Source organism: Collinsella aerofaciens, assembly GCF_039758965.1.
In the GTDB taxonomy this organism is placed as follows: domain Bacteria; phylum Actinomycetota; class Coriobacteriia; order Coriobacteriales; family Coriobacteriaceae; genus Collinsella; species Collinsella aerofaciens_BR.
The window spans coordinates 44490-56614 of record NZ_JBDMSL010000019.1 but is presented as its reverse complement, the minus strand read 5'-3'; the positions used below and the strand labels follow the sequence as shown (position 1 = coordinate 56614).

Annotated in this window: 13 protein-coding genes; 12 read left to right on the top strand and 1 reads right to left on the bottom strand. The window is 60.0% G+C overall.

All coding sequences use genetic code 11. The annotated features are described in order from the left end of the window. The first annotated feature begins 212 nt into the window (after nt 1-212). The 6 genes from ABHU32_RS07440 to rpsJ all read left to right on the top strand — a co-directional run bounded on the left by ABHU32_RS07440 (nt 213) and on the right by rpsJ (nt 5855). Entirely contained in the window at nt 213-731 is a 519-nt protein-coding gene (locus tag ABHU32_RS07440; RefSeq protein WP_346979530.1) for an RNA polymerase sigma factor, read from the top strand. Then, entirely contained in the window at nt 682-1758 is a 1077-nt protein-coding gene (locus ABHU32_RS07435; protein WP_346979529.1) for a DUF4179 domain-containing protein, read from the top strand. The genes ABHU32_RS07440 and ABHU32_RS07435 overlap by 50 nt, the downstream gene beginning before the upstream one ends. 684 nt (nt 1759-2442) lie before the next feature. After that, complete coding sequence (gene rpsL, locus ABHU32_RS07430; protein ID WP_006235012.1) at nt 2443-2820, top strand: 30S ribosomal protein S12; 378 nt, start codon at nt 2443-2445, stop codon at nt 2818-2820. Nucleotides 2821-2893: 73 nt separating this feature from the next. Further along, nucleotides 2894-3367, top strand: coding sequence for a 30S ribosomal protein S7 (gene rpsG, locus ABHU32_RS07425; protein WP_006235013.1), 474 nt, complete (start codon nt 2894-2896; stop codon nt 3365-3367). Between the two features lie 19 nt (nt 3368-3386). After that, the gene (gene fusA, locus ABHU32_RS07420) at nt 3387-5486 is read left to right on the top strand and encodes an elongation factor G (protein WP_156600535.1); all 2100 of its coding nucleotides are present in this window, start codon (nt 3387-3389) and stop codon (nt 5484-5486) included. A 60-nt stretch (nt 5487-5546) separates the two neighbouring features. Beyond that, the gene (gene rpsJ / locus ABHU32_RS07415; RefSeq protein ID WP_022094184.1) at nt 5547-5855 is read left to right on the top strand and encodes a 30S ribosomal protein S10; all 309 of its coding nucleotides are present in this window, start codon (nt 5547-5549) and stop codon (nt 5853-5855) included. A gap of 115 nt (nt 5856-5970) precedes the next feature. Here rpsJ and ABHU32_RS07410 read toward each other — a convergent pair whose 3' ends face one another. Further along, entirely contained in the window at nt 5971-6747 is a 777-nt protein-coding gene (locus ABHU32_RS07410; RefSeq protein ID WP_346979528.1) for a biotin--[acetyl-CoA-carboxylase] ligase, read from the bottom strand. Between the two features lie 176 nt (nt 6748-6923). Between ABHU32_RS07410 and ABHU32_RS07405 the strand changes: the two genes are divergently transcribed. From ABHU32_RS07405 to fabF, 6 genes are read left to right on the top strand one after another with little or no spacing between them, the layout of a single operon-like run. Further along, nucleotides 6924-7883, top strand: coding sequence for a 3-oxoacyl-ACP synthase III family protein (locus ABHU32_RS07405; RefSeq protein ID WP_270225420.1), 960 nt, complete (start codon nt 6924-6926; stop codon nt 7881-7883). A gap of 52 nt (nt 7884-7935) precedes the next feature. Then, nucleotides 7936-8172, top strand: a complete 237-nt coding sequence (locus ABHU32_RS07400; protein WP_006235019.1) for an acyl carrier protein — start codon at nt 7936-7938, stop codon at nt 8170-8172. 2 nt (nt 8173-8174) lie between these two features. Further along, nucleotides 8175-9119 carry an enoyl-[acyl-carrier-protein] reductase FabK gene (fabK, locus tag ABHU32_RS07395; RefSeq protein WP_346979527.1) on the top strand — a complete coding sequence of 315 codons (945 nt, stop codon included), beginning with the start codon at nt 8175-8177 and terminating at the stop codon, nt 9117-9119. Then, nucleotides 9107-10033: an ACP S-malonyltransferase gene (locus ABHU32_RS07390; protein WP_346979526.1), complete on the top strand. Its 927-nt coding sequence runs from the start codon at nt 9107-9109 to the stop codon at nt 10031-10033. Before fabK ends, ABHU32_RS07390 begins: the two co-directional genes overlap by 13 nt. 30 nt (nt 10034-10063) lie before the next feature. Next, entirely contained in the window at nt 10064-10837 is a 774-nt protein-coding gene (gene fabG, locus ABHU32_RS07385; protein WP_138374774.1) for a 3-oxoacyl-[acyl-carrier-protein] reductase, read from the top strand. 36 nt (nt 10838-10873) lie between these two features. Next, nucleotides 10874-12124 (top strand): beta-ketoacyl-ACP synthase II, encoded by a 1251-nt coding sequence (fabF, locus tag ABHU32_RS07380; RefSeq protein ID WP_346979525.1) that lies wholly within the window; start codon nt 10874-10876, stop codon nt 12122-12124. Nucleotide 12125: the final 1 nt, after the last annotated feature.

The following is a 12125-nucleotide window of genomic DNA, read 5'->3' as shown; positions in this document are numbered from 1 at the left end:
GCGCCTTTAGACGCGAGCCCGGGGCCCGTGGGTTATACCCTAAGAGCAAACCACCCTTTTTAAGGGTGGTTCTGATTGAAGAGAACCTGCCAAAAAGGGACAGGTTTATTTTGGTAGGTTTTTCCTGCTTGAATTTGAAACATTTCGCCCGACAAGAGCGTATCTAAGGTGAGGGCCTCACCAAGAATTATTAACGTCACCGGGAGGTGATTATGGAAGAACAAGCATTTAGACAGGCGGTTGAAGATCACCGGGATGTCGTGTTTCGAATCGCGTTGACGTACCTGCGTGATCGCGCCGACGCCGACGATGTTGCTCAAGACGTCTTTCTTAAGTTGCTTAAAAGCGATGGAAACTTTGAAAGTTGGGAACATCTTCGTCGATGGCTTATCCGGGTCACGATCAATGAATGCAAATCGCTCTTTCGAAAGCCATGGAGGCGTGTGGAGGATATTGAGAACCTGGCCGAGTCGCTTTCGACAGCGCAGGATGAGACCAAGGCCGTCCTGTCAGATGTCATGCGGCTTCCGGAACGATTCCGTATCCCCATCGTGCTCTATTACTATCTGGGCTTCTCGACTTCAGAGATTGCCGAGTTGCTGCACGTACCAGCCGCGACCGTTCGAACGCGTTTAGCTCGCGGCAGATCGAAACTCAAGTTCATCCTAGAGGAGGGCGACCGTGAAATCCAACCAAATCAAGCAGGCCTTCGAGTCCGTCCAAGCCGATAGCGATCTTGCTGACCGTGTTCTTTATGCCGCTGCTGGTGAGCCGCTTCGCCGAAAGGGTCACGCGAAGCCTCTGTATGTTGCCGTGATCGGATGCCTTGCCGGAGTGCTGGCGACCGGAGGGGTCGCCTACGCCGTCGTCAATTCCAGTTATTTTGCCTCTGCCTGGGGAAACCATGGCAACGGAGAGTCCATTACCTGGACTCAAGGTGGCTCGTCGGGGACTAAATATACCTACACCAGAGAGTTTGGTGATGGTATCGCGCCCCAAAGCTTGGAGGGTTCAGTACAGAAGGTCAATCTGTCCGTCGAGGGCAACGGCTATACACTCGACATTCATGATATGGCTATCGATAAAAACGGTTGCGGTGCCGTGACGTTTACGTTGTCCAATCCAAATGGCGTTAACTACTACAAGCCGGCAGCAGAGACAGGCGAACTTGTTCTCTATGGTGAAGAAGAACAAGGCATCGGCACGCCCAGCATGAACTTCGGCGAGGAATGGGCTGACACACGCTGCACAATTGATAAGGACACATCAAGCGACACGGTCATTAATGGCACGATGTACTTTGCCTCGTGGGATCGCGAGCGAGATTTGCAACATGCGGTTACCTGGAATATCTGCTGGACTGAGGGCGAAGGCGAGGACGCGAAGCCGTTCGAGGCATCGACGCCCGAGTTTAGCGTTGGAGCGTACGTCGATAAAAAGGAACTCCGCTCCGATGACTCGCCTCTTGAGATTAGCCCGTTTTCTATCCAGACACACATCGATGATTTGGGCATTGACGCAGTCACGAAAAAGTTGACCGTTACCTACAAGGATGGATTGGAGCAGATTATCGAAGATGATGCTGCGGGCGCGTACAATTTCTATGTCTCGCTGACGCGCAATAGCGGAGAGAACATCTCGGTGCCGACAAAACTGATCAATGTCGATCAAGTGGTCTCGGTAACCCTTGAGGGCACGAGGTACACATCAACAGGAGAGACCGAAACAGAAGTACCCTTTACCATCGTCTATTCGTAAGGTCTGAGGCCGCTTCCTACTAGGGAAAGCGGCCTCTTTTGCGGTAAATGGGCGGTTAAAGCGAGCGATATTCGTCTGAATTTCGGAAGTATGCGGCAAAATCTTGATGGGCCGACCACACCGCATATGCTCAAGCGCTCTACCTGCTGATTTGTTATCGCAAAACCCCTGCGCGCTCAGCAAGTCCAAAATTTGCCGCATACTTCCGAAAACGCCGCCGATTTCCATGTGACAGACGAAAGCAGATCACCGCCGGAGCGCGACGTTTCCCCAGATAAAACCGACCAAAATAAACCTGTCCCTATTTGGCAGGTAGCGTTGCCCCATCGAGCACGGCGGATTCCCGGCCCGGGCGGCCCAGGTTTTAAGTTTGTCGCGAGTTCCGCACGCAAAGGAAAGCACTTAATGTGCTTTCCGTCTTGCGCAGGACTGTAGAGCAGCAAACTTAAAACCTGGGCCGCCCGGGCCGGGAATCCGCCCACGCGCGCAGAAGGGGATTACACTTTTGTGTAGGCTTTGCGGAAATGTGCTCATTTTGGGATACGCCCGGCGGCGTGGTCTGTTGACGGCACAGCTAACGCCACGTATCCTATCAAACTGCGTGTTTCGTAGGGGGATGCTGACCCCTCGATTCAAGCCGTTGCACTTTACAGAAAGCTGGAATCATTCGAGAAGGAGTACGCTTTGCCTACTATTAACCAGCTGGTTCGCCAGGGCCGTCGTTCCGTGCCCAAGAAGTCCAAGAACGCTGCTCTGCAGCACAACTCCCAGAAGCGCGGCGTGTGCACCCGCGTCTTCACCACGAGCCCCAAGAAGCCGAACTCGGCTCTTCGTAAGGTTGCCCGTGTTCGCCTTGTCAACGGCATCGAAGTTACTGCTTACATCCCGGGTGAGGGCCACAACCTGCAGGAGCACTCCATCGTGCTCGTCCGCGGCGGTCGTGTCCGTGACCTCCCTGGTGTCCGTTATCACGTCATCCGTGGCGCCTACGACGCTGCTCCGGTCCAGAACCGTATGCAGGCCCGTTCCAAGTACGGTGCTAAGCGCCCCAAGGCCAAATAAGCCAGATAACGTTTTGATACTTTCGCCGTGTGCCGCCTAAGCGCCGCACGGTAGACACTTAAGGAGATTTCACATGCCGCGTCGTGCAGCAGCTAATCGTCGTGAGGTTCAGCCTGACGCCGTTTACAACAACCGCCTGGTGACTCAGCTCATCAACAAGGTCCTTCTTGACGGTAAGAAGGCCACCGCTGAGCGCATCGTTTACACCGCTTTCGAGATCGTTGCCGAGAAGTCCGAGGGTGGCGACGCTCTCGCTACCTTCAAGAAGGCTATGGACAACGTCAAGCCCACGCTCGAGGTTAAGCCCAAGCGTGTCGGTGGCGCTACCTATCAGGTCCCGATGGAGGTCAACTCCCGTCGTTCCACCGCTCTGGGTATCCGCTGGATCGTCAACTTCTCCCGCGCTCGCAAGGAGAAGACCATGGCCGAGCGTCTCGCCAACGAGATCCTCGACGCTTCCAACGGCCTGGGCGCTTCCGTCAAGAAGCGTGAGGACGTCTTCAAGATGGCTGAGGCCAACCGCGCGTTCTCTCACTATCGTTGGTAAGTTAAGGTAAGGAACTAACATGGCTAAGCCTAAGTACAAGCTTTCCGATACCCGTAACATCGGCATCATGGCCCACATCGATGCCGGTAAGACCACCACGACCGAGCGTATTCTTTACTACACCGGTAAGACCCACAAGATCGGTGAGGTCCATGAGGGCGCTGCCACCATGGACTGGATGGTTCAGGAGCAGGAGCGCGGCGTAACCATTACCTCCGCTGCTACTACGTGCTTCTGGAAGAAGGACGGTACCGACTACCGCATCCAGATCATCGACACCCCGGGCCACGTTGACTTCACCGCCGAGGTCGAGCGCTGCCTGCGCGTCCTCGATGGCGCTGTCGCCGTCTTCGACGCCGTTGCCGGCGTTCAGCCCCAGTCTGAGACCGTTTGGCGTCAGGCTTCTACCTTCAACGTCCCCCGCATCGCCTTCATCAACAAGTATGACCGCGTGGGCGCTGACTTCTTCAACGCTATCGAGACCATGAAGGATCGTCTCGATGCCAACGCCGTGGCCGCTCAGGTCCCGATGGGCGCCGAGGACAACTTCTGGGGCGTCATCGACCTAGTCACTATGACTGCTTGGGACTTCAAGGCCGACGACAAGGGCATGACCTACCCCGAGCCGATGGACGAGATCCCGGCTGAGTTCGCCGACATCGCTGCCACCAAGCGCGAGGAGCTCCTCGACGCTGCTGCCAGCTTTGACGACGAGCTCATGGAGAAGATCCTCATGGAGGAGGACTTCACCGTCGAGGAGCTCAAGGCTGCTCTGCGCAAGGGCGTTCTGGCCAACGAGCTCAACCTCGTCTTCGTGGGCTCCGCCTACAAGAACAAGGGCGTCCAGGAGCTGCTCGACGCTGTCGTCGACTACCTGCCTAGCCCGCTCGACGTTGAGGCCGTCACCGGTACCGATCCGGACACCGGCGAGGAGATCGAGCGCCATCCTTCCTTCGACGAGCCCTTCTCCGGCCTGGTCTTCAAGATCATGACTGACCCGTTCGTCGGTAAGCTCACCTATGTCCGCGTTTACTCCGGTCGCGCCGAGTCTGGCTCCTACGTGATCAACGCTTCCAACGGTCAGCGCGAGCGCCTCGGCCGCATCCTCGAGATGAACGCCGCCGAGCGTATCGACCGTGACGACGCTGCCGCCGGCGACATCGTCGCTTGCGTCGGCTTCAAGAACTCCACCACCGGTGACACCCTGTGCGAAGAGGGCAAGGAGATCGTCCTCGAGAAGATCGAGTTCGCTAAGCCCGTTATCGACGTTGCCATCGAGCCCAAGACCAAGGCCGAGCAGGACAAGATGTCCCTGGCTCTGACCAAGCTTGCCGAGGAGGACCCGACCTTCCAGGTGTCCACCAACCACGAGACCGGCCAGACCATCATCGCCGGCATGGGCGAGCTGCACCTCGAGATCATCGTCGACCGTCTGCTCCGCGAGTTCAAGGTTGACGCTAACGTTGGTAAGCCCCAGGTTGCCTACCGTGAGACCGCTGGACACGACGTCGAGAAGGCTGAGGGCAAGTTCGTCCGTCAGTCCGGTGGTCGCGGTCAGTATGGCCACGCCGTCATCAAGCTCGAGAAGATGGAGGAGGGCTTCGGTTACGAGTTCGTCAACGCTATCGTCGGCGGCGTCGTGCCCAAGGAGTACATCCCGTCCATCGACAAGGGCATCCAGGAGGCCCTGAACACCGGTGTTATCGCCGGCTTCCCGGTCCTCGACGTTAAGGTCACCCTGTTCGACGGTTCTTACCACGAGGTCGACTCCTCCGAGGCCGCCTTCAAGATCGCCGGTTCCATGGCTATCAAGGACGCTCTCAAGAAGTCCGACCCGCAGCTGCTCGAGCCGATCATGGCTGTCGAGGTCGAGACCCCCGAGCAGTACATGGGCGACGTTATGGGCAACCTCTCCGGTCGCCGCGGCAAGATCGAGGGCATGGAAGATCGCAAGAACAGCAAGCTCATCCGTGCCAAGGTGCCGCTGGGCGAGATGTTCGGTTACGCTACCGACCTTCGCTCCCAGACCCAGGGCCGTGCATCCTACACGATGCAGTTCGACTCTTATGAGCCCGCGCCCAAGTCCATCGTGGACGAGGTCATGAGCAAGAACGCCTAAGTTCGAGCTCCCTGTTACGTAATCCGCGAGAACATCTCTCGCACTCTTTGGAGGTTTAAGTTGGCTACCCAGAAGATCCGCATTCGCCTCAAGGGCTATGATCACGAGGTCGTCGATCAGTCCGCGAAGCTCATCGTCGAGACCGCTCAGAAGACCGGCGCTCGCGTTTCCGGTCCTGTCCCCCTGCCCACCGAGCGCAACCTGTACACGGTTATCCGCTCGCCGCACGTGAACAAGGACTCCCGTGAGCAGTTCGAGATGCGCACCCACAAGCGCCTCATCGACATCCTCGACCCCACCTCGGGCACCGTTGATTCGCTCATGCGTCTCGACCTCCCCGCTGGCGTCGACATCGACATCAAGCTCTAAGCGATATCGCTCATAGCTTACAGAGCCCCGCTGCCATGTTGGTAGCGGGGCTCTTTTGTTTTGAATAATGGTTTGGACTGCCGGGCATTGCTGCCGAGTAGGTGGCTGCAGCGCCCTATTCGCTCAAGGGACGCAGCGATGCCTCCTCAAAATGGAAGGATCGCAAGCCGCCTTCCGTTTCGATACATGCGCGACCAAAGGCATCGACGGTTTTAAAGATGCCGCGTGCCAGCTCGTCACCGGCAGGGGAACGGGCGATAACGTGCTCTCCGATCCAATTGAGGTGAGTGACATATTCGCCGTGGACGGGCGCGAGCGGTCCAGTGTTTTCTTTCATGGCGTCGAGCAGATCTGCCCACGCGTCCACAGCGTTTACGACTGCGTGATAGACCTGTTTGAGTAGCACATCGACGGCGGGAACGTTCTCGTTGAGATCCGAGAGACCGATTGCCGCCAGGCCGCCATCGGGAACCTCCGAAGGCACATAGTTCACATTGACGCCAATGCCACAGACGGCGAAAGGTTTGCCTTCGTTATCGCGTGCGGCTTCGACCAGAATGCCGCCGAGTTTGCGCCCTCGCGCGACGAGGTCGTTGGGCCATTTGAGGCCGATCTCGTTAGCAAGACCTTGCGCCTCGAGTGCCTCGAGCACCGCTAGGCCGCTGACGGCGGCAAGACCAGAGTACTTGGCGGGATCAACACGTGGACGTAGGACAATCGAGAGCAACAAGTTACCAGCGGTTGAATCCCATTTGTGGCCGCGCCGACCGCGTCCTGCTGTCTGAGCCCGGGCGGCAAGTCCTGTGCCGTGCGGCGCTCCCTGTTTTCCTGCTTCGAGCAGGTCATCGTTGGTCGATCCGGTTACGTCGACTATCGTTAATTTGGCATCCATAACGGTTGCTACCTCCTAAGTTAATAAGGCAATCGCGTAATGGTGTCGAGAGATAGACACAATGTGAAGCCTTTGTCGCATTTGGACAATTTAATGTTAACACGTCAACAACGACTAAAATGCGCTATCCTCTCTTGGTCGATGTAAACACGTCAACAACTCAAAGGAGGTTAGTGATGGGTTTCACGATTCTTGGAACAGGCTCGGCGCTTCCTGAGCGCAGCGTTTCCAATGACGAGCTGTCTGAGTTCCTCGATACCTCGGATGAGTGGATTTTTACTCGCACAGGTATCAAGAGCCGCCACGTCTGCACCACCGAGTCACTTGACGACCTTGCCGTGGCGGCGAGCGAGCGGGCACTCCAGGTGTCCGGAATCGACGCGAGCCAGCTGGATCTGATCGTCTGCTCGACGACGACGGGTGACCACCTTGTTCCCGCCGAGGCGTGTGCCGTTGCTGAGCGACTTGGCGCGACGTGCCCTGCCTTCGATGTCTCGGCGGCTTGTGCCGGCTTCGTATTTGCGCTCGATGTCGCCGAGGGCTATATCGCCCGCAGCCGTGCCGAGCGCGTGCTTGTTGTTGCTGCCGAGCAGATGACGCGCGCGCTCGACTGGACCGACCGTGCCACCTGCGTGCTTTTTGGCGATGGGGCAGGCGCCGCAGTGATTGAAGCTGGGGGAGACAACCCCCTTGCCGTCGAGCTTTCGACGGCGCCCGACGTCGAGACGTTGCGCGTTCCCGGTCTGGTCGGTACCTCGCCGTTTAAGGCCTCCGCAGATAGCGCGAGTGTGCTGTCCATGAATGGCCGCCGCGTGTTCAAGTTCGGCGTCAACGCCATCTGCGACACGGTCCATAAGCTTGCGATCGATGCGGGCATTTTGGTCGAAGACATCGATCATTTTGTATTCCATCAGGCTAACGAACGAATCCTGAGCCAGGCGGTCAAGCGCCTGGGCGTGCCGGACGAGCGCGTGGTTCGCACGTTGCGCGAGACCGGCAACATTTCGAGCGCATGCATTCCGCTTGCCCTCGACCGGCTGGCAAACGCCGGTGCACTTCACACAGGCGACACCATCGCCTTGGTTGGATTTGGCGCCGGTCTGGATATAGGTGGCTATCTGCTTCGTTGGAAGTAGTCGCACATAGGAAATAAAAACGCCCCTAGGGCACAAACAAAGGAGAACTACCATGGCAGATCAGAAGACCTTCGAGCGCGTTTGCGACGTTATCCGCGAGACCGCCGGTCTTGACGATGTCGAGATGAAGCCCGAGTCCACGCTCGAGGAGATTGGTCTCGACAGCCTGGGCACCGTCGAGATCCTCGTTGCCGTCGAGGACGAGTTTGGCATCCAGCTCGATACCGAGGAGAACCCCAAGACGGTCGGCGAGTTCGCCGATACGGTCGAGGCGGCATTGGAGAAGTAGAGATGCTCAAGACTCCTCTCTGCGATCTGCTCGGCATCGAAAAGCCCGTGTTCCAGGGCGGTATGGCCTGGATTGCCGATGCCTCGCTGGCGTCCGCAGTGTCCGAGGCGGGTGGCTTAGGCATCATCGCGGCCATGAACGCCGACGCCAACTGGCTTCGCGACCAGATTCATGAGCTGCGCGCCAAGACGGATAAGCCCTTTGGCGTCAACGTCATGCTCATGAGCCCGTTCGCCGACGAGGTCGCCCAGGTTGTGATTGACGAGCGAGTACCGGTCGTCGTGACGGGTGCCGGCAATCCCACCAAGTACATGAAGGCGTGGAACGAGGCGGGCATCAAGGTCATCCCGGTCGTTGCCTCGGTGGCGCTGGCGCGCCTCGTGGCGCGTCGTGGGGCCACGGCGGTTGTTGCCGAGGGCACCGAATCGGGCGGCCATATTGGCGAGACCTCGACGATGGCACTGGTGCCGCAGGTCGTCGATGCGGTCGACATTCCCGTCGTGGCTGCCGGCGGTATTGCCGACGGCCGCGGCATGGCGGCCGCCTTTATGCTGGGCGCCGCCGGCGTGCAGGTGGGTACGCGCTTTCTGATCGCAGACGAGTGCACCGTATCGGAGCAGTACAAGGAGATGGTCCTGAAGGCCAACGACACCTCGACGCGTGCGACCGGCCGCTCGACGGGACACCCGGTGCGTGCCCTCAAGAGCCCCTTTACCAACGCCTACGCTAAGAGCGAGGCGGCGGGCGCAAGCGTCGAGGAGCTCGGGGCCATGGGCACGGGCGCCCTTCGCAAGGCCGCCAAGGACGGTAATTACGAAGAGGGTTCGTTTTTGTGTGGACAGATTGCCGGCATGGTTAGCGAGCGCCAGAGCGCACGTGAAATCGTTGACGATCTGGTCGATGGCGCCGAGCGCGTCCTGAAGGGTGCGTGCGCATGGGTAGCGTAGCGTTTCTGTTTGCCGGCCAGGGTGCCCAACACCCCGCGATGGGCGTCGATCTGATCGAGATATCGCCGGCGGCCGCCGAGGTGTTCGCCATTGCCGACAAGGTGCGCCCGGGGACCAGCGAGCAATGCCGGAGTGCCTCCAAGGAGGAGCTCTCGCAGACCGAGAACACGCAGCCGTGCGTGTTCGTTCACGACCTAGCAGCGGCTGCCGCCCTGCGTGAGCGCGGCGTGGTACCTGCCGCCTGTGCGGGATTCTCGCTAGGCGAGGTCGCCGCGCTCACCTTTGCGGGGGCGTTCGATACGCGAGCGGGCTTTGAGCTCGTGTGCGAGCGCGCGGCGCTGATGGCCGCGGCTGCCGAGCGCCATCCGGGCGGCATGCGCGCCGTCATCAAGCTCGATGCGGCGCAAGTCGAGGGCTTGGCAAAACAGGCCGGCGAGGATTGCTGGCCGGTCAACTACAACAGTCCGCAGCAGACGGTTGTTGCCGGAGCGCCCGAGGCGCTGCAGGAGCTCGACGTCCTAGTAAAAGAGGCTGGCGGCCGGGCCATGAAGGTCGCGGTGTCGGGTGCATTCCATAGCCCCTATATGGCCGAGGCGACTGAGGGACTGGCGACGTATATCCAAGCCGGCCACGCGCCGTCTCCGCTGCTGATTCCGGTCATGGCAAACATGACGGCGGCGCCCTATCCGGCGGACCCGCGAGCAGCATCGGATGTCTTGGCCAATCAGGTGAGCCATGCCGTACGCTGGGTCGATACGCTGCATGCTCTGCAGGATCAAGGCATCGACACATTTATTGAGGTCGGCCCCGGCAAAACGCTGTCCGGCCTGGTCAAGCGTACGCTGAGCGACGTTCGTGTGTATTCGTGCGAGACGGCCGAGCAGGTCGCAGCTATTGCCGACGAGCTCGCATAGTCCACAGGGCTGTAACCCGAAAGGAATGACATGGGCAACTTGAACAATGGCGCGCTCGAGCGCAACGACTCACGTCGCGTGGCACTGGTCACGGGCGGCTCGCGGGGTATCGGCCGCGCCTGCGCTATCGGTCTGGCGGAGGATGGCTACGATATCGCCGTCGTCTATGCCGGCAGCGTCGATGCGGCGCGCGAGACGTGCGACGCCTGCGAGGCGGCTGGCGCCACGGCGCGCTCATATCAATGCGACGTGGCCGACCCCGCTGCCGTCAACGCGTGCGTGGAAGCGGTCCTCAACGACTTTGGCTCCATTTGGGCGCTCGTCAACAACGCTGGCATCACCCGCGATGGCCTGCTCATGCGCATGGGCGATGACGCCTTCGATCGCGTGCTCGATGTCAATCTTAAAGGAACGTTTAACACGACGCGCGCGCTCACCAAGACCTTTATGCGCCAGCGCGGCGGCTGCGTCGTCAACATGAGCTCGGTCGTGGGCCTGATGGGCAATGCCGGGCAAGCCAACTACGCTGCCTCCAAGGCGGGCGTGATCGGCCTGACCAAGGCGGTGGCGCGCGAGCTTGCGCCCCGCGGCGTACGAGTGAACGCGGTTGCCCCCGGGTTTGTCGAGACGGATATGACGGCAAAGCTCTCGGAGAAGGTGCGTACGGTAACCGAGGAGCAGATTCCCCTTAAGCGTATGGCGCGCCCCGAGGAGGTGGCCGGCGTAGTGCGCTTTCTGGCGAGTGATGCGGCTGCCTACATTACGGGTGAGGTCGTGCGCGTCGACGGCGGAATGGCGATGTAGAAACCAGGGCCGAAGAACGGCTTGGATGAGGAGACCATGATGGAACAGAGAGTTGCAATCACCGGTATCGGTGCCGTGTCGCCGCTCGGCAACACCGCGCTTGCCACCTGGGCGGCAATGTGTGCTGGCACGTGCGGCATCGGCCCGATCACGCACTTCGATACCGATGCGTTTGCCGTCAAGGTGGCAGCCGAGGTCAAGGGCTTTGACGGCAACGAGTACTTTGGCAAGCGTGACGCCAAGCATCTCGACCCCTGCGTTCAGTTTGCGATGGCGGCTTCGGACGAAGCCATGCACGATGCGGGCTTTGATGTCGAAGGCGCCATCGATCGCGAGCGCCTGGGCGTCTACGTGGGCTCGGGCGTGGGCGGCATGACGACGCTCGTCGACAACGTCCATACGATTGCCGAACGTGGGCCCCGCCGCGCATCGCCCTATATGATCGCGATGATGATCCCCAACATGGCATCGGGCAATATCGCAATCCGCCACAAGGCAAAGGGCCCGACCCTGCCCGTGGTGACCGCGTGCGCAACCTCGGCCCATGCGGTGGGCGAGGCGTTCCGCGCCATAAAGCACGGCTATGCCGACGCGATCCTCGCGGGCGGCGCCGAGGCCGCAATTATCCCCGATGCCGTTGCGGGCTTTACGTCCTGCCGCGCATTGACCACCAACCCTGATCCCGCGACGGCTTGCCGCCCGTTCGATGCAGACCGCGATGGCTTTGTGATGGGCGAGGGCGCCTGCGTGCTCGTGCTCGAGAGCATGGAACATGCGCAGGCGCGCGGTGCGCACATTTATGCCGAGGTCGTGGGCTACGGCAACACCGATGATGCCTATCACATCACGAGCCCTGATCCCGAGGCTGCCGGCATTGCCCGCGCGATATCGCTGGCGGTGACCGAGGGCGACGTCAGGCCTTCCGAGGGCCTCTACATCAATGCCCACGGCACATCGACCAAGCTCAACGATTCGTCCGAGACGGCGGGCATTAAGCGTGCGCTCGGCGAGGACGCGGCGCGCGCCGCGCACGTCTCGTCGACTAAGTCGATGACCGGCCACATGATCGGTGCCACGGGCGCCATCGAGGTCATGGCCTGCGCCATGGCGCTCGAGCAGGGCGTGGTGCCGCCGACCATTAACTACCACACGCCCGATCCCGCCTGCGATCTTGACTACACGCCCAATCGCGCGGTTCGCGCTGACCTTACCTGGGCGCTTTCGACCAACCTGGGCTTTGGCGGACACAACGCCGCCATCGCGCTGCGTAGATATACGAGGAGCTAGA